21 protein-coding genes are annotated in these 20,880 nt (G+C 51.5%); 15 read left to right on the top strand and 6 right to left on the bottom strand.

The genetic code is table 11. From position 1 onward, the window contains the following. The first annotated feature begins 207 nt into the window (after positions 1–207). The 5 genes from DZK30_RS13340 to DZK30_RS13320 all read left to right on the top strand — a co-directional run bounded on the left by DZK30_RS13340 (position 208) and on the right by DZK30_RS13320 (position 4,495). A complete protein-coding gene (locus tag DZK30_RS13340) occupies positions 208–654 on the top strand; it encodes a hypothetical protein (RefSeq protein WP_118974609.1) in 447 nt (148 codons plus the stop codon). Beyond that, complete coding sequence (locus tag DZK30_RS13335; RefSeq protein ID WP_162903073.1) at positions 651–1,586, top strand: tetratricopeptide repeat protein; 936 nt, start codon at positions 651–653, stop codon at positions 1,584–1,586. Before DZK30_RS13340 ends, DZK30_RS13335 begins: the two co-directional genes overlap by 4 nt. After that, complete coding sequence (locus DZK30_RS13330; protein WP_162903072.1) at positions 1,586–2,665, top strand: hypothetical protein; 1,080 nt, start codon at positions 1,586–1,588, stop codon at positions 2,663–2,665. The genes DZK30_RS13335 and DZK30_RS13330 overlap by 1 nt, the downstream gene beginning before the upstream one ends. Positions 2,666–2,877: 212 nt before the next feature. Next, positions 2,878–3,981 (top strand): type I restriction endonuclease, encoded by a 1,104-nt coding sequence (locus DZK30_RS13325; RefSeq protein ID WP_118974606.1) that lies wholly within the window; start codon positions 2,878–2,880, stop codon positions 3,979–3,981. Positions 3,982–4,036: 55 nt separating this feature from the next. Further along, positions 4,037–4,495, top strand: a complete 459-nt coding sequence (locus tag DZK30_RS13320; RefSeq protein WP_118974605.1) for a hypothetical protein — start codon at positions 4,037–4,039, stop codon at positions 4,493–4,495. 28 nt (positions 4,496–4,523) lie between these two features. Here DZK30_RS13320 and DZK30_RS13315 read toward each other — a convergent pair whose 3' ends face one another. Together DZK30_RS13315 and DZK30_RS13310 are read right to left on the bottom strand one after the other, a co-directional pair. Next, on the bottom strand, positions 4,524–5,804 hold the full coding sequence (locus DZK30_RS13315; protein WP_118974604.1) for a T9SS type A sorting domain-containing protein: 1,281 nt from the start codon (positions 5,802–5,804) through the stop codon (positions 4,524–4,526). A 202-nt stretch (positions 5,805–6,006) separates the two neighbouring features. Further along, positions 6,007–6,999 (bottom strand): aldo/keto reductase, encoded by a 993-nt coding sequence (locus DZK30_RS13310; RefSeq protein WP_240432921.1) that lies wholly within the window; start codon positions 6,997–6,999, stop codon positions 6,007–6,009. 369 nt (positions 7,000–7,368) lie between these two features. Here DZK30_RS13310 and DZK30_RS25850 point away from each other — a divergent pair, with 369 nt between their 5' ends. Continuing rightward, entirely contained in the window at positions 7,369–7,530 is a 162-nt protein-coding gene (locus DZK30_RS25850; RefSeq protein WP_162903071.1) for a class I lanthipeptide, read from the top strand. Between the two features lie 73 nt (positions 7,531–7,603). On the opposite strand, the gene DZK30_RS13305 is transcribed toward DZK30_RS25850, so the two are convergent. Next, positions 7,604–8,143, bottom strand: a complete 540-nt coding sequence (locus DZK30_RS13305; RefSeq protein WP_118974603.1) for a hypothetical protein — start codon at positions 8,141–8,143, stop codon at positions 7,604–7,606. A 439-nt stretch (positions 8,144–8,582) separates the two neighbouring features. Here DZK30_RS13305 and DZK30_RS13300 point away from each other — a divergent pair, with 439 nt between their 5' ends. Continuing rightward, positions 8,583–8,918, top strand: coding sequence for a hypothetical protein (locus DZK30_RS13300; protein WP_118974602.1), 336 nt, complete (start codon positions 8,583–8,585; stop codon positions 8,916–8,918). Positions 8,919–8,990: 72 nt separating this feature from the next. Here the strand turns inward: DZK30_RS13300 and DZK30_RS13295 are convergent, their stop codons facing one another. Further along, positions 8,991–10,889, bottom strand: a complete 1,899-nt coding sequence (locus tag DZK30_RS13295; protein WP_118974601.1) for an ABC-F family ATP-binding cassette domain-containing protein — start codon at positions 10,887–10,889, stop codon at positions 8,991–8,993. Between the two features lie 144 nt (positions 10,890–11,033). On the opposite strand from DZK30_RS13295, the gene DZK30_RS13290 reads away from it, so the two are divergent. Next, a complete protein-coding gene (locus DZK30_RS13290) occupies positions 11,034–12,881 on the top strand; it encodes a T9SS type A sorting domain-containing protein (protein WP_162903070.1) in 1,848 nt (615 codons plus the stop codon). A gap of 20 nt (positions 12,882–12,901) precedes the next feature. After that, entirely contained in the window at positions 12,902–13,498 is a 597-nt protein-coding gene (locus DZK30_RS13285) for an acyltransferase (protein ID WP_118974599.1), read from the top strand. Here the strand turns inward: DZK30_RS13285 and DZK30_RS13280 are convergent. Both DZK30_RS13280 and DZK30_RS13275 read right to left on the bottom strand, forming a co-directional pair. Then, positions 13,485–13,988, bottom strand: a complete 504-nt coding sequence (locus DZK30_RS13280; protein ID WP_118974598.1) for a MarR family winged helix-turn-helix transcriptional regulator — start codon at positions 13,986–13,988, stop codon at positions 13,485–13,487. The genes DZK30_RS13285 and DZK30_RS13280 overlap by 14 nt on opposite strands. Further along, entirely contained in the window at positions 13,985–14,488 is a 504-nt protein-coding gene (locus DZK30_RS13275; RefSeq protein WP_118974597.1) for a GNAT family N-acetyltransferase, read from the bottom strand. Before DZK30_RS13275 ends, DZK30_RS13280 begins: the two co-directional genes overlap by 4 nt. A gap of 215 nt (positions 14,489–14,703) precedes the next feature. Between DZK30_RS13275 and lepA the strand changes: the two genes are divergently transcribed. From lepA to DZK30_RS13250, 6 genes are all read left to right on the top strand, one after another. Continuing rightward, positions 14,704–16,500, top strand: coding sequence for a translation elongation factor 4 (lepA, locus tag DZK30_RS13270; RefSeq protein ID WP_118974596.1), 1,797 nt, complete (start codon positions 14,704–14,706; stop codon positions 16,498–16,500). A 90-nt stretch (positions 16,501–16,590) separates the two neighbouring features. Then, positions 16,591–17,661 (top strand): DUF922 domain-containing protein, encoded by a 1,071-nt coding sequence (locus tag DZK30_RS13265; protein ID WP_118974595.1) that lies wholly within the window; start codon positions 16,591–16,593, stop codon positions 17,659–17,661. 80 nt (positions 17,662–17,741) lie between these two features. Continuing rightward, positions 17,742–18,026 carry a 1,2-phenylacetyl-CoA epoxidase subunit PaaB gene (paaB, locus tag DZK30_RS13260; RefSeq protein ID WP_118952723.1) on the top strand — a complete coding sequence of 95 codons (285 nt, stop codon included), beginning with the start codon at positions 17,742–17,744 and terminating at the stop codon, positions 18,024–18,026. A gap of 39 nt (positions 18,027–18,065) precedes the next feature. Next, positions 18,066–18,884, top strand: coding sequence for a 1,2-phenylacetyl-CoA epoxidase subunit PaaC (gene paaC / locus DZK30_RS13255; RefSeq protein WP_118974594.1), 819 nt, complete (start codon positions 18,066–18,068; stop codon positions 18,882–18,884). Positions 18,885–18,899: 15 nt separating this feature from the next. Continuing rightward, on the top strand, positions 18,900–20,009 hold the full coding sequence (locus DZK30_RS25845) for a hypothetical protein (protein ID WP_162903069.1): 1,110 nt from the start codon (positions 18,900–18,902) through the stop codon (positions 20,007–20,009). Further along, on the top strand, positions 19,919–20,806 hold the full coding sequence (locus tag DZK30_RS13250; RefSeq protein WP_162903068.1) for a polysaccharide deacetylase family protein: 888 nt from the start codon (positions 19,919–19,921) through the stop codon (positions 20,804–20,806). The genes DZK30_RS25845 and DZK30_RS13250 overlap by 91 nt, the downstream gene beginning before the upstream one ends. Positions 20,807–20,880 lie beyond the last annotated feature (74 nt).

Here is a 20,880-nt window from a genome sequence, read left to right as displayed (position 1 = left end):
ACGCGCTCAAAATGACTTCCAATCCGGTTGCGCAGCAGTAGTGATCTTACTAATAGTAGCTGCACTTATCTTGCTGATCGGCGGACCGGAGGCACTTCTTCACTGGATGAAATAATGATCCGGCATCTGCTCTCTTGATATACCGATCCTTAGGTATTCCCCACCCTCTCGCACTATTTTACCTTTGCCCCTACCAAACATTACGCTATGACCTTTTTCCCTGACGAGCAGGAACTGCTTAGTTCCAACGGCAACAAAGTAATCCTTACCAACCAACGTATTCACCTGTCGGATCAATCCTGGGGACTTGCCTATCACATCACTTTTTTCCTGGAAGACATCAGCTCCGTAAGAATGTTCTATACCAGCAAAACGATCTTTATTGTTATTGCTACGTTGTGTTTTCTATACGCTTTGGTTACGATCTTCATAGTCGATAGCAGCAACGTTTTACTTTTGCCGGCGCTGTTAGCTGGACTCGCTAGCCTGGTGCTGTGGGGCCTCTCCCGGAAACATCTCATATCCATACACCCGCATGGTGGCCGTCCACTGGAGCTCGCAGTGAATGGCGTTGCCGATCTGCAGGTAGACAATTTCCTTCATAAGCTGCAATGGGCCAAAGCACAGCGCATCAACAAGCTGTTCCGGTTATGAAATATATACCTTTATTAATCCCGGAACACGCCCGGGTACTACCTCATTACTTCAAACCCCAGCCCACGATGGTAACGGGCGGCGGGAAGATCAGCAAGGGCCTGCAATGGGCCCTGGGCCTATTCTTCGGCATGCTGGCCATTATGTCCCTTATACATCCTTTACTATCATTGTTGTGGCTCCTGTGCGGTTTCATCGCCTTCCCGCCCGGGCACCGCTTCCTGGAAAGGCGGCTACGCTTCCGGCTGACAACGGCTATCAAAGCGGTAACCTTGCTGCTTCTTTTTACCGGCTCGTTCCCTTTAATATTGCACTATGCTGAAAAGGATAAACAGGCAGCCGAACGCCAGCAGCTTATTGACGACAGGGTCGCCAAAGAACAGGCCGTGATCGCGCGGCAGGATGCACAGCGTCAGGACACCCTGGCCAGTTACCTGCAGGAGGGCCGTCAGCTGGGCCAATCCCGGCAATGGGAAGCTGCGAAACAGCAGCTACAACGGGCGCTGACCTATGCCAGGAACGACGAGGAAAAGAATAAGATCCGCGATGCTGCGTCAGGGCTGCAAGTAAATCGTTCCCAGGAACTGGTAAAAGCCGGCAAATACAAAGCCGCCCTCCCGCTGCTCGACAGCGCATTGGCGGGCCGACGTACCGATCCTCAGCTTCGATACAATAGGGCGCTTTGCTATAGCAAGACCGGCAGGATCGCCGACGCCGTATCGGACCTGAGAGCATTGATGCAAGACGGCAATAAAGATGCCGAAAAACTACACGACAAGATCAACCCGTTGCGCAAAAGGATTGTAGGCTACGAGACCCTTTGCTGCGATGGCTCGACCTCCGGTGCAAGGGGTCGCGGTGCTTGCTCGCATCATGGCGGCGTATGCGACTGGAATCATCCTATTTACGAAGAATACAGAAAATACGAGTAATGAACGGAAATGTATACCGGGTACATGCGCTGCAGACGAGCAGCCTGCTGCAACGCTGCTTTGGACAAGTGATAGCAGACAACGCCGTGATTGAGATCAACAATCTCCTCGCCACGAAAACGATAAGACAAATTTCGACACAGGAGATAAGATCCATTGAGCACCGCTACAAACTGCGGCTCAACCTGGTCTATCCGCGTAACCTGGAAGAGTTTTACGCGGTGTATCTCAACCATTGCCTTGCCGACAGGCACCTGGACAACGAGGAGCTCGACACGCTCCGTCATTTGCAGCATATACTAGGCCTCAACGACAAGCAGGTGGAGCAGCTGCATATCTGGCTGGGCGAAACCCTTTACCGGCAGTCGTTCAAAGACGCCGTTGCAGACGGACGGCTGACCCGCGAAGAAGAACAATTCCTGGCCAGGCTGGAAGGCACGCTGCGCCTGCCCAAAGCACTGGCCGACAAGATATCGGCCGAGACCCGCGCCGCCTTTGTACAGGATTACGTTGCCGGTATCCTTACGCATAAACATCTGTCGCCCGAAGAAGAGCAGGAGCTGCAGGCCATAGCCACCAGCCTGCGTGTATCGCTGCAGTTCAATACGCAGACACAGGAACAATTACATAAGCTGAAGCGATACTGGGCACTCGAAAACCTGGACCTTCCGGTAATCTCAGCGGACACGTCTTTGCAAAGAGGGGAGCAATGCTATTTCAAAGGAACGAACGTCACATGGTACGAAGAACGCAGCGCGCAGCGTACGGGTGCCTCCTATAGCAGCTTCAGTAGTATACAGCAAGTCTACCTCCAGCCCGGAAGGCTACAAGCGGTGCATAGCCGTGCGGCAATGTTGAAGCACATTGACAGAGGTAGTGTATATCTTACCGATAAACGGGTATTCTTTACGGGAGCCGGCAAGAATGCGCAGGTACGGTTTGAAAAGATAACCGGCCTTCAGCCCTATGCCGATGGGCTGCGTGTAGAGAAAGAGACGGGCAAGCACATTGTGATACAACTACCGCAGCATGCCGATATCTGCTGCCTTACGCTGGAGCGCTTGCTGCGCGGGAGGTAATAGAAGGCTTGCAGCGGCACAATGGCGCAACGACAAACGAGACAATCAACGCATCGCTCTGTAGGAGCAAAATGCTTGTAACGTAAGTAATGCCTGCTTGCTCCGCAGGAGTATATGCCTGTAAATACCGAGCGCTAGGTATAGCAGCAAACCTCGCGTCGTCGCACTTTTGTACTCTAATCTATACACTGCCAAGTACTAAAACCTATTCTATGGATTTTAAAGACCTGATACGCCAGCTGGGCGAACGCGTTACCAAGCTCAAAGCCCAGGTAACTACCGAAGAGGCCACCAAGAACGCCTTTATTATGCCCTTTATCAAAGAGCTGGGCTACGATGTATTTAATCCGCTGGAAGTAGTACCAGAGTTTGTAGCCGACATTGGTATTAAGGTGGGTGAGAAGATCGACTATGCCATTATGAAAGACGGTGCGCCGGTTATTCTTATCGAATGTAAGTCGCATACGGCGCCGCTCAACGTGCATAATGCTTCACAGTTGTTCCGCTACTTCCATACCACCAATGCCAAGTTCTCCATTCTTACCAATGGCATCGAGTACCGCTTCTATACCGATCTCGACACGCCCAATAAGATGGATGAAAAGCCGTTCTTCATCTTCGATATCACCGACATCAAGGATGCCCAGGTAGAAGAGCTGAAGAAATTTCACAAGGCCTATTTCGATTTCGGCAATATTGTGAATACCGCCAGTGAGCTCAAGTATACCAACGAACTAAAGCAGTTGATCGCCAACGAGCTCCAGGCGCCGGGCCCCGACTTCGTGCGGCATTTTGCCCGCCAGGTATATCCCGGCATGATCACGCAGAAGATATTGGACCAGTTCTCGGAGTTGACAAAGAAATCGTTTCAGCAATACATCAACGATCTTATTACAGAGCGGCTCAAGTCGGCGCTCACCAAAGAAGCCGAGACCCAGAAGCAGGATGCGTTACCCGAAGGAGAGCCTGTTGCCGGAGAGCCTACAGGTATCGTCACGACTGAAGAAGAGCTGGAAGGCTTTATGATCGTGAAAACAATATTGCGCCAGACCATACCTGTTAGCCGGGTGGTGTATCGCGATGCCCTCTCTTACTTCGCCATCCTGCTCGACGACAACAACCGCAAAACCATCTGCCGTTTGCATTTCAACGGTACGCGCAAATACATCGGCCTCTTCGACGAGAACAAGAAAGAAACCAAAGTGGAGCTCTTCTCTCTTGACGATATCTTTCTACACGCTGCAGCATTGATCAAATGTGTAGAAGCTTATGATAGCAAAAAGACGAGTATTGGGGATGCGGAGGTGTTGAGTTGACGAAGAAAAGCACTTGTATAAATCTTATTAAAACTGCAAAAACATAAAACACAATATGCAAAAGATATACTCACTGTTGTTGATGCTACTAATATTCACTTCATGCACCAAGAGCAGCAAAACGGAACATTATATCGTCTTGTTTCAAAAGCCAACGATAGAAAGTATAAGGATTAAAATAGGAGATAGTTATTATGATTTTAATGGCACAGAATTTAAGCAAGAAATTGAAGTCAAATGGCCAAAGACACTTCAGGCAGAAACAGACATACTAAACAACTATAGAGACGAGATTAGGATAGCGCTCTACGACAATAAGGATAAATACATTGGCGATGTGAAAGGCATAGGACATGTAGCATTATCGGCCACAAACTATGAGATTTTTTATCGTAGTCCGGACCCCAATGGCACAGGTAGTTTATCTCATCTTTGCGGTGCTCCAACACAAAATGGTACGCCGTGTAAAAGAAGGGTATCTGGAACTACTGGGCGTTGCTGGCAACATAGGTAAAATACCCCGCTGGCGCACGCGCCTTAATTTACCGTTTCAGCACCTTGCCTTCAAACTGCCGGCCGCTTTCCAGATCCGTGATGCGGATAAAATAAAGTCCAGGCGCTTGTCTGCCCATATCAAACCGGCTGGTATTCCCTGCTTCTTGTAGTAAGTGTCCGCTGGCATCGCGCAACTGTACCGTAAACTGACGTACCGATACAGGCAACTGCACTTGGAAGATGTGATTTACAGGATTGGGGTATAGCTGTACCTGCAGCGATCGGCTTTCCTCCTTATCGATACCGGTGCCCCCTCCGTTGAGCGTAACCTTTTGTACCAGCGTATCGGTGCAGTTGCCGAAGTAAGCTACCAGCTGAATGCTGTAGGTGCCCGCCTGCGTAAAGGTATGGCTCACATCAACTGTGGTTTGCGGTGCGCTGCCGGGCAGGAACCACTTTAGCGAGTCATGTCCTTCACTCAGGTTATGCAATTGGAGACTAAGCCCGTTGTTTGTATAGCTGAAGCGTGCCTGGTGCCAGCTGGTATCGATACGCCAGCGGTCCGGGTAACGCAGCACAATTGAATCGGCTACCCGCTGGTAGTACTGCGCATCGGCGGCGGTATTGCCATTGTAGATGGTGTTACCGGCCGAGGGTTTGTGGAAGATCGACGCATAGAAAACACAGCTGGCCATATAAGAGCCTTTATAATTGGGATGAATGTCACCGGCTGCCTGCCATAGCAATACCGAAGGATCACGGTTCCATACATAGCGGAAAGTTTCGCCTACCGGTGCAAAGGACAAGCCGGTAGAATCGGCCAGGTATTCGTTTGTGGTACGGATATGATCCATGAAGGTATTGTACTGTGCTACATGAGCAGCAGTGGTACCATGCACGCCATGGCCGATCTCGTAAAACAGGATACGCGCACAGGGATTGTAATACCGGGCCGAATCGATGAGCACACGAGCCTGCTGCAACGTAAGGGGCCTCGGCTGTGTAGGCGGCACACCTACCGATTCGTTGGATCCGGGCTGTAGCACGATCACCTCCCAGCCGCCTTCCCGGAAATGGTTAAAAACGTTGGGATCGATATAATGGTGCTGAAAGCCGGTACCGCCGGGCGCATACATTGTGAGGTCTACACTATCGCCTTTCTGGTTGGCGATATTGCGAAAAACCTGGGGCATATCGTTGAAGTAGGTAATGCTATTACCTATGAACAGCACCTTTTTCTTAGGGGCGGCATTCGATATTACCGGCGCCATGCCGGCAATGAAAAACAAGAGCAGCGAAAGCGCTTTGCCGCAATAGGAACGCATCATTCGGGTATCATTTCAACAGAGACACCCTTAGTGCGCCGGCATACCCTACATGAAAGGGTGAAAATTCCGTTAGATTTCAAATAAAGCATACAGAAGGTTATGTTACGTGCTGGCTTGTAGCGGCTATTACTAAAACGCGTTTCAAAAATAAAACCCGTACGATCAGGTTGACCGTACGGGTTGGAAAAGCGCAACAATACTTTTAGCCGTTGAGCGTATTCATCATCTGCTCGGGATACCGGGCGCCGGAAGGACCGTCGATAAAAATGCTATTGAGTGTGGTGATCTCTTCGTTGCTCAGGCTTACGTTTACAGCACCGGCATTGTCTTCCAGGTATTTTACCCGCTTGGTGCCAGGTATCGGGAAGATGTTGTCGCCCTGTGCCATCACCCAGGCCAGCGCCAACTGCGATGCGGTCACTTCTTTACGCTTAGCCATCGCTTCGATCTCGGCCACCAGGTCCAGGTTCTTCTGAAAATTATCGCCCTGGAAACGCGGCGAATGGCGGCGGTAGTCGTCGGCTTCAAAGTCTTCAAACTTGCGGATCTGCCCGGTGAGAAAGCCGCGGCCCAGCGGGCTGTAAGGCACGAAGGCAATCCCCAGCTCTTTACAGGCCTGCAGCACGCCATTTTGTTCCGGATCGCGCGTCCACAGCGAATATTCGCTTTGAATGGCCGTGAGTGGATGCACGGCATGTGCCTTGCGTAATGTTTCTTCAGATACTTCGCTGAGGCCAATGCCCCGTATCTTACCTTCCTTTACCAGGTCGGCCATGGCGCCTACAGTATCTTCAATAGGCGTACCAGGATCGCGGCGGTGGAGGTAGTAAAGATCGATCACATCGGTACCCAGTCGCTTGAGACTGCCTTCAACGGAAGATTTCACGTATTCGGGTTTACCGTTGACCCCTCTTTTCTGCGGATCGTTGGGATCGCGTATAATACCGAATTTAGTGGCCAGCGTGATCTTACTGCGGTGTGTTCTCAGGGCCCGGCCTACCAACTCTTCATTGGTGTAAGGCCCGTACATATCGGCAGTATCCCAGAAGGTAATACCCAGCGCTACGGCACGATCCAGCACACGGAGGCTTTCCTCATCGTCGCGGCCACCGTAGAAGTCGCTCATGCCCATACAGCCCAGACCCAGGCGCGAGGCCATGATCCCTTGTGAACCCAATTGGTGTTGTTCTATCATAATGGTTGGTACATTTAAAAAGTCAAAGTTCCGGCATATTGAACCGAAGGTGTATCAATTTTTATTATTTCTCAGATAAGGAACAGTTATCTTTCGTTGATTTTTTTACCGACTATCCTGATATAGGAAACATTAGCCAAATTCGTCTTGATACAGTTGCTGAGCCCGTCGAAGCACCATTTGTAGCTGTCCCTTTCGACATGCTCAAGGACCGGAGATTATTTTGTTTCCTATATCGGAATAGTCACTTTTTTTCCTGAAAAAGGCTGTCTTATCAACCCAAAAGACCAGCCTGTGAAGTATCACTTTCGACAAGTAACAGAATACACCAAATTGTACCCGATTGTTTACCTATATACACAGGATTTTATGAAAAAGAAAAAATTAATACCTGCACCGAAACTCCGGCTGGAAAAGAAAACAGTGAGCTGCCTGGATGCGGCACAGCAGCAAAACGTTAAAGGTGGCGGCTTGACAGTCGATATTCCCTGCCTGTCGCATAAACCCAACAGCATTTGCGACGATTGCTGATACCCCTTCTTAAAAGGGACAATGGCGCTGCTTCGCGGGAAGCAGCGCCATTGTATTAAACGATCAGGATATTTTACTTGATCAGCTTGGAGAGGTCATTGAGGTCCACATCGCCATCACCGTCTTTGTCAAGACCCAGCTTGGCGCCGATATTGCTAAGACTGTCCATAAGGCCACCACCTGAAGCCTGGGCTTGCCCCTGGGCCGGAGCACCGCCGCCGGTAAGCGAAGACAGCAAGCCACCCAGGTCGAAGCCGCCACCACCAGCCTGCTGGCCGCCGCGGTTCATCACCTTGCTCAGCACCATAGGGATCACCGCAGAAGCGATCATGGCAGCTGTACCTTTGTTGAGGCCGAACTTATCCATGATGCTACCCATAAAGTTGTTGGAGATATTCTGTACAGCCGGGAGCTGCTCTACAGGCTGGCCATTCTGAGCTGCTTCCATTACGGTGTTCAACTCGCCGGTATCGGCCAGGCCTTGCAAACCGCTGGTGATACTTTGCTGGGCTTCGTTGAGGATCGCTTCATTGTGCTCATTGGGCACATCGGTATTGTCGATCACAGAGGACTGGCCGCTCTGCTGTATCATTTGCATCAATTGTTCAAGCATAAGATTCAGTTTAGGGATGAAAAAAATCAGGTTAGTCTGCTAATTGCAAATTTTGTGCCAAAAACCACCATTATCCTTCCGTTAATGCTTGGATGCCTGCCAACCGGCCTTTGTACGTTATAAAGATAAAGTTAGGGGATTAACCGACAATACCGGATCAAGTCTGCGTTAAAAATTGCGAACGGGTACATCAGCAAAGGGCAGGCTTTCCGGCTACAGATCCGACGCATGGCTATCGCCGGCCCGGAGCTTCTACCACCTAAAGCTTTTGTTTCCAACGCAAAAACCCGAGGGCCTGCTGTCCCCGGTAGTTTCACCTCAATTTAAAAACGGGTATAACCACGCGCTTGCGGGCCAGCCCGGCAAGCTATTTTTGTACCGTCTTCCGGAAAGGACACCGCAACACTATCTTATTTCATCAAACCAAAACTTCAAAAACATGAGTGGCAAGAAAACATTCGTCAACAAAAGCAACCAGTACGTTAACGTAACGCTGCTGATACGCCAGGGTGACAATATCCAGAAACCATCACTGGAACAAACCTTCTCCCTGAATGCCGGCGAAACCAAAACTGTGACTTACGGCGATAATAGCAATATTTACCTGAACGGCCTGGTGTTCCAGTGGAAAGACGCTACCACCCAGTCTATGTCCACCGACCGCCAGGAAGTGATCGCCACCGGCACCATGCCCACCTTCGATGCCGTGCTCAACACGCATAGTGTGATTACCATCAACTCGCTGAAAGGCCTTGATATTTCTGCCGGCAACTAAGCTGCTGCACGATAAAAAACGGGCCATCCCAGCATTAGCAGGGACGGCCCGTTTGACTATGTATCATGCGACCTACTCGCTCAATTCCAACCAGCGCATTTCCTTTTCCTCCAGCTGGGCCACGAGCGCAGCTATACTTGCGCCATGCTGCTGCAGGGCTTCGAAGCTGAGGTTGCCCGCGCTCATCTCCTCTTCGAGGCGTTTCTTTTCTGCTTCCAGCCGGGGCATTTCCTTTTCCAGCAGTTCAAGCTCTCTCTTTTCTTTAAAAGACAACTTACGGGCTTCCTGCTTTGCGGCAGGTAGTTCCGCTGCTACTGTTGCGATCTTTTGGAGCTCTGCTTCCCGCTCCCGCTCTACCTTAAAGCGTTCTTCTTCCCTGGCAATCTCACGGTACTGCGAGTAATTGCCGGGGAAATCGCGCACCACGCCTTCGCCTTCAAATACAAACAGGTGATCGACCAATTTATCCATAAAATAACGGTCGTGCGATACGATGATCAGACAGCCCTGAAAATCCATCAGGAACTCTTCCAGGATATCCAGCGTAGGCAGATCAAGGTCGTTGGTAGGCTCATCCAGCACCAGGAAGTTGGGATTACGGAAGAGGATAGACAGTAGCTGCAGTCGTTTCTTTTCACCGCCACTCAGCTTGGAGATATAAGTATATTGCTTTTCGGGTGTAAACAGGAAACGCTGCAGAAAGATGGCGGCGCTTACCTTAGTACCGTCGGCCAGGGGAAAAAACTCTGCGATGTTCTTTACATATTCGATCACCCGCACATCCTCTTTGAACTGCAGGCCTTCCTGGGAAAAATCACCGAATATGATGGTATCGCCTACATTGATCTTGCCGCTATCGGCCGGCTCCTTGCCCAGCAGCATATTGATAAAGGTCGATTTACCCGCGCCGTTCTTCCCCACTACGCCTACCCTTTCGCCACGCTTGAAGGTGTAATCAAACCCTTTCAGTATTATTTTTTCTCCATAAGATTTGTATACCTTTTTCAGCTCGAGTATTTTGCCGCCCAGGCGGGTCATCTTCACCTGAAGCTCCAGCTCGGCCGCTTTGATCTTTTGCGTGGCTTTTTCTTTCCAGTCGTAAAAAGCATCCTGCCGCGCCCTGGATTTGGTGGAGCGGGCCTTGGGCTGCTTGCGCATCCATTCCAGCTCTTTACGGTAGCGGTTTCGGGCCTTCTCCAGGCTAGCCTGCTCGTTCTCAAGCCGGGCCGCCTTCTGCTCCATGTATTTTTCGTAATTGCCGCGTGTAATGTACAATTGCTGGTTATCGATCTCGATGATCTCATTGCAGATCGCATCGAGGAAATAGCGGTCGTGCGTCACCAGGAGCAGAGTCACATGTTCCTGCCCTAGGTAGTGCTCCAGCCATTCGATCATCTGCACATCCAGGTGGTTGGTAGGCTCATCCATAATGAGCAGGGTATGCCGGTGCTCAAAGTCCATATCGATCAGGACCTTGGCCAGGGCGATCCTTTTCTTTTGTCCTCCGGAAAGTGTGCTCACCTCCTGCTCCAGGTGATGGATATTGAGCTTGCCCAGGATTTCTTTCACTTTGGCATCAAAATGCCAGGCATTACGTTCGTCCATTTCCTGCATGGCTTCGGCCAGCAGCACCGGATCTGGTTCCTGCCCGCCTTCGGTGAGCGCTTCGTAACGTTTGATTGCATTCAGCACCGGATGGTCGTGGTCAAAAATATTTTCGAGGATATTGCGTTTATCATTAATAGCGGGATCCTGGTCGAGCAATACTACGTTGACATCCTTATGAATCCATAGTTTGCCCTCGTCGGGTACCTCGATACCGCAAAGGATCTTGAGCAGGGTGGATTTACCGGAACCATTGAGGGCTACCAGCGCGATCTTGTCGCCTTCATTGACGTGAAATGATATATTTTCAAAAAGGGGCTTATCAACATAAGATTTGCCCAGGTTCTCAACGGAAAGGTAATGCATGGCGCAAAGGTAAGGCGAACAACCGAGAGCTGCGATAGGACTAAAACCGAGGCTTGGCCTAAAGGCGTTTCAGAAGGGAAACCCCTATATTTGCGGATAACCGACACAGGCGACCGCATTGACAAGATGTACAATTACCGTATTATGAGCTTAATCCAGAGATTTTTGTTCCTGTTGCTCCTTGCCACTACATTTACGGCCGGCGCCCAGGAACATCTTGGCCCGCTGATGGAGAATACCGCGCTGCAACACCAGCCTGCTGCACCGCATGGTCCGCTACGTAAACCTACAGCATTAGCACTTCCCTTCTTTGAAGACTTTACCGATAATGCCCCTTATCCCAGCGCCGAACGCTGGACCGACCGTTATGTTTACATCAATAATACGATGGGCCGCGATATGGTGAGCCGCGGCGTCGCCACCTTCGACGCGCTCAACGCGCTGGGGCATCCCTATTACGATACGGTATCGAATTATACTACGATCTACGCCGACAGCCTTACCTCGCTGCCCTTTGCCCTGAGCGGGCGTGCTCCCGTCGACTCGGTATACCTCAGCTTCTTTTACCAGCCCCGCGGCAACGGCTTTTCGCCTAAACCCTACGATTCCCTGATGCTGTTCTTTCTGCGATCGAATGGCACCTGGGTTAAGGTCTGGTCGGTAAACGGCGATACTGCGCAGCTACCTTTCCGACAGGTGATGATCCCGCTTAACGATACCGGGTATTTCAACGACAACTTCCGGATGCGCTGGATCAATACAGCAACGATAGGTATCAGCAATTCCCATTGGAACCTGGATTATATCCGTGTCGATGCGGGGCGTAACCTGTACGATACCACTGTTCGCGATGTCGCTTTTACCAAAGAGCCGGCTTCTATTCTAAACGATTTCAGCGCCATGCCCTTCCGGCATTTCAAAACGAACCCCGCATCCTTCCTTGCCGCCAACCTGGTGTCCACACTGAAAAACTACGGCCCGCTGACCCCTAATATTCCCACGGGCTTCCGCGCCACTACCGGCGCTACGAACCTGGGCTCCGGCACAGCCAATGTAAGTCTGCCTAGTCGCCAGGAGACCGACGCGCTTTACCCGATGTACAATGCCGGCACGTTTACTCCGGGCAATCCCAACGACCGCGTGGTCTACGACAACCTGTTCTATTGCACCGGCAGCTATCCCGGCGAGTCCAGGGCCAATGATACCATCCGCTCCCAGCAGGTTTTCGACAATTATTTTGCTTACGATGACGGCACCGCCGAGCAATCTTATTTCCTTAACCTGCAACCCGGCGCACCCGGCGCTACCGCTGTAGAGTACGCCGTATACCAGCCAGACACGCTGAGAGGCATCGCCATCCGCTTTGCCCCGGTATTACCCAAGGCCACACTTAAAGAGTTCAGTATAGGTGTGTACCGCGACATCGCCATCAACGGCGGCACCGACGACTTGCTGTACCAGGAGGAATTTTTACTCCCCGACTATCCCGATACGGTCAACAAGTTCTCGGTATACGCTTTCGAGCAGCCTGTATTGCTGAATACCGGGACCTTTTATATCAGCATCGTACAACCGGCGGGCGGCGTAAGCGACTCTCTGCAGATCGCGCTGGATGCCAACCGCACCGGCGCCAACCACCGTTACTTTAAAGTGAGCAACAACTGGGAGCCTTCCCTGCTCGATGGTGCGCTCTTGCTGCGGCCGCTGCTTGGCGCCCGCTTACCGGTCGGCATTAAGGCAACGGAGCCTCCGGCAATAGCCTGGAGCCTGAGCCCCAATCCAGCCAACGACCGCGTGCATATCCATATCCCCCGGCTGGGTACTGCCATGGCAACCTATACGTTGACAGACGTACAGGGAAAAAACCTGCTGATCGGCAGCCTGAAAGCCGATACCGACATCGATATCAGCAGCCTGGCTCCAGGCATGTATTTTGTCAATATCCACACGGCGGCCGGACTGACGCAGCCCGCCAAGCTGATCAAACGGTAAACCGCTCTTATCTTCGCATTATGATCTATTCCTTCAAAGGTTTTATACCGGTAGTGCATCCATCTTCCTTTGTGCATCCCATGGCTACCGTTACCGGCAATGTGATCATTGGTAAAGATGTGTACATTGGCCCCGGCTGCGCGCTACGCGGCGACTGGGGTGGTATCGAGATCGCCGATGGCTGCAATGTGCAGGAAAACTGCACCATCCATATGTTCCCCGGCGTAACGGTAAAGCTGGAAGAGGCCGCGCACATAGGCCATGGCGCAATCATACACGGCGCACATATCGGCCGCAACGTGATGGTGGGCATGAATGCCGTAGTGATGGATGAAGTGGAGGTGGGCGACGAATCCATTATCGGGGCGATGACTTTTGTCCCGGCCAATACCATTATTCCGCCACGCTCCCTGGTGGTGGGCAACCCCGGTAAGGTGATTAAGCAAGTGAGCGACGAGATGATCGCCTGGAAGACCAAGGGTACACAACTATATCAGAGCCTGCCAAAAGATATACAGGATCACTGGCAGGAATGTACCGCGTTGCCCGAACTGCCTGCCGACAGGCCTTCGCAGGAGAAGCTCTACGAGATCTGGAACAAGATCAAGAACCAGTAGCATCATCTTCCTTATGTGCCTTGATGAGCGACAAGGCTCTTTGCAAAAAACTCTGCAGCCGGAATCGTTCCTCCACCTCTTCGATCGCGCGCATCAGATTGTGCTGTGTATCGATCAGGTCGATGGTAGCTGCCGTAATGATATCCCAGACCGGCTCCATTTGTGTTACCAGCTTACGTCCTTTGGCGCTTAGTTGCAGCAGCCGTTTGCGCTCATCGGCCTTGTCCTTTCCTGAGCGGATCAGTTTTTCTTTTTCCAGTTCTTTTAGCAAAGTGATCGTGGATGGATGCGAATAGCCGATCTCGCCGGCGATCTCCACAACACTAAGGGTATTCCGATGGAGGAGCACATAGATCACGGGAAACCATTTCGGCTGAAAATGGATGCCCATGGCTTTGTAAATATCCTCACCGTCCTTGCGCATACGTTCGCTGAGGCGCTGTAGCCGGGTGGCCAGGGCCAGCAGACCTGCTTCGTCTATAATATTCATATTGATGGAGCAAGGTTTAAATGATAAAATACATTGTCTACAGCCATTCTCGGAAAATAGGACGGTAAAGCCGAAGCCCCTGTTTCCTCAAATCCATTCCGCTCATAAAACCGGTGCGCTGCATGCATATGATCTATCGTCCCGAGATAAATATCCCGGATACCTTGCTCTCTGCAATAAGCGATCAAGTGGTCGAACAGGGCCTGTGCAATGCCCTTTTCTTTGCCCCGGTATTCCTTCCTTACAAACATCTTCCTGATGGCAGCAGCATGATGACCCAGGGCAAGCAGGGCAATAGTACCTACCAGGATATGATCGTCGAAAACACCCCAGAAACTGCCTCCGTGTTTATAATAATAGGAATCGATATCGATAAGGTCGGGCTGATCTTCTATGCTGATGGGCACGCCGAACTCCTGTTGCTGTATGGGCAGTATAAGGTTGATCACCTGCTGACTATCATTGTTATCCAATTGCCGTATAGAGAATTTATTTTTCATGGTACAAATTTACGTAGTTAACTACATAAATAAAAACATTCTTTTAAAAATGCCTTCTTCCGGGAACAAAAAACGGGAGGAATTAGGGAGAAAGGCGTGCCGGTTGTCTTTTCTATAGGCCGTAACGTAAAGATCACGGGCGATACGGGCGGTTGCAGGACCGAAAGCGCTGGAAACCCTAAATTTTCAGTAACTTCGCGCACCATTTGAGAAATATGAAGAATATCCGCAATTTTTGCATCATTGCCCACATTGATCACGGGAAAAGCACCCTGGCCGACCGCCTGCTGGAGCATACCAAAACCATTTCGGAACGCGAAATGCAAGCCCAGGTGCTCGACGACATGGACCTGGAGCGTGAGAAGGGCATTACGATCAAAAGTCATGCTATCCAGATCGACCATGTGCACAAAGGCGAAAAATATACCCTCAACCTGATCGACACGCCAGGTCACGTAGACTTTTCGTACGAAGTGAGCCGTGCGCTGGCCGCCTGCGAAGGCGCGCTGCTACTGGTCGATGCCTCGCAGGGTATACAGGCGCAAACTATTTCTAATCTATACCTTGCCATCGAAAACGACCTGGAGATCATCCCGGTGATCAACAAGATCGATATGGATGGCGCTATGATACCCGAAGTGACGGATCAGATCGTAGACCTGATCGGCTGCAAGCCGGAAGACATTATCCTGGCCAGCGGCAAAAGCGGCATCGGCATCGATGCAATCCTGGAAGCCATTATCGAGCGCATACCGGCTCCCAAAGGCAACGAGGAGGCTCCCCTGCAGGCGCTCATCTTCGATTCGGTGTTCAACTCCTTCCGTGGGATCATTGTATACTATCGCGTCATCAACGGAACGCTCAAAAAGAACGATAAAGTAAAATTTGTCCATACAAGCAAGGAATACGGTGCTGACGAAGTAGGTATCCTGAAGCTGGCGCTTACACCGAAGAACGAGGTAAAAGCAGGCGATGTAGGCTATATTATTACCGGCATCAAGAATGCCAAAGAAGTGAAAGTGGGCGATACCATTACGCTGGTAAGCAATCCTACACAAGAAGTGGTAAAAGGCTTCGAAGACGTAAAGCCCATGGTATTTGCCGGCATCTTCCCTGTGAATACGGATGAATTCGAAGAGCTGCGCGACTGCATGGAAAAGCTGCAGCTCAACGACGCCTCGCTTACTTTCGAGCCGGAAACGTCGCAAGCCCTTGGTTTCGGCTTCCGTTGCGGCTTCCTGGGTATGCTGCATATGGAGATCATCCAGGAAAGGCTGGAACGCGAGTTCAACCAAACGGTGATCACTACGGTACCCAACGTAAGTTTCCACGCTTATACCACAAGGGAAAAAGATGTAAGGATCATCGTGAACAATCCGTCGGAGATGCCCGATCCCAGCCGCATCGATCGTATTGAAGAGCCTTTTATCCGCGCACAGATCATTACCCTGCCCGACTATATCGGCAATATCATGACCCTGTGCCTTGGTAAGCGCGGCATTCTCATCAACCAGAACTACCTGACCGCTACCCGCGTGGAGCTGATCTTCGAATTGCCTCTGGCCGAGATCGTATTCGATTTTTACGATAAGCTGAAGTCGTCTACCCGCGGCTATGCTTCTTTCGACTACCAGCCGCTGGACTACCGCGAAAGCGATATCGCCAAGATGGATATCCTGCTCAACGGCGACAAAGTGGATGCCTTAAGCGCCCTGATCCACCGCAGCCGTGCCCAGGATTTCGGCCGCAAGCTCTGTAGCAAACTTAAAGAATTGTTGCCCCGCCAGCAATTCATGATCGCGATACAAGCCGCGCTGGGCGCCAAGATCGTGGCGAGAGAAACGATTTCTGCTATGCGTAAGGATGTAACAGCAAAATGTTACGGAGGCGACATTTCCCGTAAGCGTAAGCTGCTCGAAAAGCAGAAAGAGGGCAAGAAGCGCATGCGCCAGATCGGGAACGTAGAGGTACCTCAGGAAGCCTTCCTCGCCGTACTGAAGCTGGACGAGTAAGTATGCGCGAAAGGTCTTTTGATAAAAATATCAAAAAGGAGCTATTCCCGTATCCGGGAACGGCTCCTTTTTCAGTAAAAGGAAACAGGGATGAAACAAATACTGATGCTACTTGTGGCGGTACTGCTATGCTGTGGCGGTACTCCGGCGCAGACTAGCCGTACCGTCAAGCTGAAGCCCACTGCTGGCGGGATCAGCTTAAAAAACGTATACATCGCCGCTGTGACTGACGACCGCGCCGATACGGCAACCATCGGCACCATGCGGACCGGTACGACGCGAACAGAAGTGCCGGTCAATATCGAGGCGGGGGCAGCTACTGCTATTCGCCGGTATATCGGCGAACACGTATCGCAACAGGCACCAGATACGTTTGCCTTACACATTACGAAGCTACAGGTGGGTGAAACGACGAAGGGCCTGCAGGAAGAAGCCGCACTGGACGCAGCCTATGCTTTTTACCGGAACGGCCAGAAGGTGGTGGACTACAGTGGTGGTTATACCGCCCGTACCAGCGCCGATGCCAGCGTTTACATCGGCAAGCTGGTGAGCCAAAGCCTGGAACAGGTGCTCAGGGAATTTGACAGCTGGTGGGCGATCAACTATAACCAGTACCGCGACCCCAACCAACAGGAAGTAAGTGTAACCGTATTGGTAAAAAACAACAGCAATGATCCCGAACAGATCGGCTACGACGCCGGCCGGCCATTGCACATAGAAGATTTCAACGGGAAGCCCGATAAGCAGAGTGTAGCCCTTGCGGCAACCTACAGCGGCTTTTCCCTGCAGTACGAGCTCACCAGCGACTATAAGGGCACAACAGCCAACATTACGCTGCTGCCTTATTTCGACAAAAACCGCTCCTGGATGAAGGCCGACGGTAAGAATGCTTATGTGCTGCAGCACGAGCAATTGCATTTCGATATCGCAGCCATGAAAACCTATGAGCTGGCAACTGCGCTGCGAAAACTGAAGGTTACCGTAGCTGCTTTTCGTGAGGCCGTAGACAGCCTGCAAAAACAATATAGCCGGGAAACGGAGCAGCTACAGTCGGTCTACGATGAAGATACAGGTCATGGCGCCCAGAAAAGCAGGCAATTGCTATGGGAAGGGCGTATCAAGGCAGACCTGAATGACAGGGAGGCTGCTGCCGGCCGCTGAAGCATGCCGACTGGCTTTATTTCTTTATCTTTGGCTCCTTATTTTAACGACAGTTTTTTCAACCATTATAATTCAGGACAATGAACAACGAATGGCCGCTTTGGGAGATATTTATCCGCAGCAAAACGGGACTTGACCATAAGCATGTGGGCAGCCTGCATGCAGTAGATGCTGCCATGGCTATCGAGAATGCACGCGACGTGTATACCCGCCGTATGGAAGGTGTAAGCATATGGGCCGTGGAAAGCAAATACATCCATGCCTCCAATCCCGACGATGCCGGTGAGCTGTACGATCCCGCCAATGACAAAGTATACCGCCACCCTACTTTTTACGAACTGCCGATCGAGCTGAAGCACATGTAATTCCCTGCCGGGACGCCGATCATTCAGAAATCAAGGACAATGACGTCTATCCATCAATTGAACTATGTGCTGCAGCTTGCAGACAATGCGCTTATACTCGGGCACCGCATCAGCGAATGGACCGGCCATGGCCCTATCCTGGAGCAGGATATCGCCATTACCAATACCGCACTGGACCACCTGGGACAGGCGCGCAGCCTGTATCAATATGCAGCAGAGCTGTACAACCAGCTGCCCGCCGAAATACAGGAAGAAGTGTTTTCAAGCCCCGCCTTTCTCAACCATAAACAGCCGGTTACTGAAGACACGCTCGCCTACTTGCGGGATGCCTGGGATTTCCGGAATGTGCTGCTGGTAGAGCAGGATAATGGCGACTGGGCCTATACCATAGCCCGTTCTTTCTTTTACGACAATTATTCGGTGCTGCTCTATACCGCGCTAAGGGACAGTAAAGACGCAACCATCGCAGCCGTTGCCGAGAAATCGCTGAAAGAGGCATTGTATCACCGCCGCTGGAGCAGCGAGTGGGTAATACGCCTGGGCGATGGTACCGGCGAAAGCAAAGACCGCATGCAGGAGGCGATACAAGCCCGCTGGGAATATACCGGAGAGCTGTTTGAAATATCCGATGCAGATAAAGTGATGCTGGAAGCCGGTACCGGCGCCGATCTGGCCGGGATCAGGAGCCAATGGCTGACACAAGTGGCGGAAGTACTTGGCGAAGCTACCCTGGAAATGCCCTCCGCCGACGCCTGGATGCAGACCGGAGGCAAAGCCGGCAAGCACTCGGAGCACCTCGGGTATATCCTGGCCGAAATGCAATACATGCAACGGGCCTATCCCGGCATGGAATGGTAACGTAATACCAGCAAGATGAAGCATCTGCCCGCCGTACTCTTTCTGCTACTGCAAGCGCTCAACGGCTTTGCCAATATGGCTTCGCCGGTACGGCCGGGCTCCCGCCAGGCCGATGTTTTTTCCAGCAAAGATGTTGCCATCCTGCAAGAGACGATAAGGATAACGATCGACAATGATGTCACCCGGGCGCGGTACCAGGTCGAATACCTGGTACAATCGCCGCAGGGCATCCGCATACCCTTATTGTTCCTGGCAAAGGATCTTGAGCGCGATTTCCGGGTGAGCATCGACGGACAGCCGCAACCCTTGCGCGCTGTTCCTAAAGAATGGAATGGTAGCATCCCTTTATCATTTCCTGGCTTTGAAGGCATGCAGAAGCCTTTTGACAATCTGCCCAATACCGCTGTGATCGAATGGGGTGCGTACGAGACCATGATCTGCAGCCCCGATGAGCTGCAATATTTCGATGCTGCGCTAAGCAAAGGTATACACCGGATCAGCGTAAGCTATCAAGCCAGGGCCTGGCAGGACCTATCCGGCTGGCTAACGGCGTACAGCCACCGCTATTCTCTTTCTCCCGCGCGGCACTGGCGCTCTTTCGGCAGACTGGACATTGTATTGGAAGCGGTGCTTCCCCCTGACCTGCAACTTAGCACCAACCTTGGCGCTTCCCCTGGTTCCGGCAGCCCGCAGCGCTGGCACTTCGATAAGCTGCCGGCCGACTATATCGTCATTACCCTGCGACCACAGATCAGCGCTACGGCCGGCACATTAATGCGTTCAGGCCCCGAGGGCTTTATGGCAATTGCTGCAGCGCTTCTTGTATTCCTGCACCTGTATAGCATGTACCGCTTCCGCAAAGCGCGCCCGGATAAGAAATATTCCCCGGTGCTCATCCTGGGGAGCATCGTGGTTCCCTTCCTGGTGCTCGCAGTATACATGTTATCCTTCTCCTGGATTGACACACTATTAGGACCGCATGCTTCCGGTCGCCACGGCTATGTGTTCCTTGTCTTTGTCTTTTATCCTATACTGTGTCCCGTATATTTCCTGTTGCTGTGGCTTGCCGACCGGGCCATCAAGCGCAGGCTGACACGAAAAAGCACAAACCTTATTCATCCCTAAATTATCGACCGCTGCAATCCAAATTTCACTATACCCTGCTTTTCTTTATCCTGCTGGTGCTGCATGTGGCCGCTGGTGTTTATTTCAACGGCTATTCGGCCTGGTGGCTACCGGCTTGCGTGCTGGCCTTAATTACGATACTGGCACTGGGCGCCATTTTCATTCGATGGAACTTTTACCTGAATTCAGTCAACACCCTGCCTATCCTCAACGTAAAATTTGACCGGGGACAGCTTTCCGTACAACAGAGAGGCAGGCGGGTAGCACTTAGCTTCGACGATGGCCCAGCCAATCATACGGCAGCTATCCTGGATATCCTCAAGCGGGAAAATGTTCCTGCTACCTTTTTCCTGATCGGAAAAAACATAGCAGGCAATGAGGCCCTCGTGCTGCGGATGAAGCATGAAGGTCACAGTATTGGCAACCATAGCTTTGACCACGGGTTCCATTTTGACTGGCAAAGTGCGGCTAAAATGGAAGAAGAGATCCGGCGTACCAACGAAGCGATCGAAGCGCTGACGGGCACGCCGGTAAAGCTGTTCCGGCCGCCGTATGGCGTTACGAACCCCAACCTGGCCAAAGCCATCCGGAACAGCGGTATGAGAAGCATGGGCTGGCGCCTGCGTTCGCTGGATACCGTAGCGAAAGACAAGGATCAACTATTGCATAAGATCATGAGTAAGGTGAGAACAGGCGATATTATTCTGCTGCACGACCGTTGTGCGATTACAGAAACGATATTGCCGAAGCTCATCGGGGCATTAAAAGAGCAGGGCTATACCTTCGCTACGCTCTGATGACATTTTTCCCGATGAAGATTGCTGGTCTTGCGCTCGTTGGGTTTTGTTTAGCATGATAAGAGATAACAAAC

The organism is Taibaiella koreensis (genome assembly GCF_003545715.1).
In the GTDB taxonomy this organism is placed as follows: domain Bacteria; phylum Bacteroidota; class Bacteroidia; order Chitinophagales; family Chitinophagaceae; genus Taibaiella; species Taibaiella koreensis.
The sequence above is the reverse complement of the archived record's forward strand: the minus strand, read 5'-3'. Positions and strand labels throughout refer to the sequence as shown.

Coding starts and splice junctions, on each gene's coding strand:
- paaC (WP_118974594.1), top strand. CDS start 18,066: ATGACGTCTATCCATCAATTGAACTATGTGCTGCAGCTTGCAGACAAT.
- DZK30_RS13285 (WP_118974599.1), top strand. CDS start 12,902: ATGATCTATTCCTTCAAAGGTTTTATACCGGTAGTGCATCCATCTTCC.
- DZK30_RS13280 (WP_118974598.1), bottom strand. CDS start 13,988: ATGAATATTATAGACGAAGCAGGTCTGCTGGCCCTGGCCACCCGGCTA.
- DZK30_RS13290 (WP_162903070.1), top strand. CDS start 11,034: ATGAGCTTAATCCAGAGATTTTTGTTCCTGTTGCTCCTTGCCACTACA.
- DZK30_RS13275 (WP_118974597.1), bottom strand. CDS start 14,488: ATGAAAAATAAATTCTCTATACGGCAATTGGATAACAATGATAGTCAG.
- DZK30_RS25850 (WP_162903071.1), top strand. CDS start 7,369: ATGAAAAAGAAAAAATTAATACCTGCACCGAAACTCCGGCTGGAAAAG.
- DZK30_RS13295 (WP_118974601.1), bottom strand. CDS start 10,889: ATGCATTACCTTTCCGTTGAGAACCTGGGCAAATCTTATGTTGATAAG.
- DZK30_RS13305 (WP_118974603.1), bottom strand. CDS start 8,143: ATGCTTGAACAATTGATGCAAATGATACAGCAGAGCGGCCAGTCCTCT.
- lepA (WP_118974596.1), top strand. CDS start 14,704: ATGAAGAATATCCGCAATTTTTGCATCATTGCCCACATTGATCACGGG.
- DZK30_RS13310 (WP_240432921.1), bottom strand. CDS start 6,999: ATGATAGAACAACACCAATTGGGTTCACAAGGGATCATGGCCTCGCGC.
- DZK30_RS13325 (WP_118974606.1), top strand. CDS start 2,878: ATGGATTTTAAAGACCTGATACGCCAGCTGGGCGAACGCGTTACCAAG.
- DZK30_RS13300 (WP_118974602.1), top strand. CDS start 8,583: ATGAGTGGCAAGAAAACATTCGTCAACAAAAGCAACCAGTACGTTAAC.
- DZK30_RS13330 (WP_162903072.1), top strand. CDS start 1,586: ATGAACGGAAATGTATACCGGGTACATGCGCTGCAGACGAGCAGCCTG.
- DZK30_RS25845 (WP_162903069.1), top strand. CDS start 18,900: ATGAAGCATCTGCCCGCCGTACTCTTTCTGCTACTGCAAGCGCTCAAC.
- DZK30_RS13315 (WP_118974604.1), bottom strand. CDS start 5,804: ATGATGCGTTCCTATTGCGGCAAAGCGCTTTCGCTGCTCTTGTTTTTC.
- DZK30_RS13320 (WP_118974605.1), top strand. CDS start 4,037: ATGCAAAAGATATACTCACTGTTGTTGATGCTACTAATATTCACTTCA.
- DZK30_RS13340 (WP_118974609.1), top strand. CDS start 208: ATGACCTTTTTCCCTGACGAGCAGGAACTGCTTAGTTCCAACGGCAAC.
- DZK30_RS13335 (WP_162903073.1), top strand. CDS start 651: ATGAAATATATACCTTTATTAATCCCGGAACACGCCCGGGTACTACCT.
- paaB (WP_118952723.1), top strand. CDS start 17,742: ATGAACAACGAATGGCCGCTTTGGGAGATATTTATCCGCAGCAAAACG.
- DZK30_RS13265 (WP_118974595.1), top strand. CDS start 16,591: ATGAAACAAATACTGATGCTACTTGTGGCGGTACTGCTATGCTGTGGC.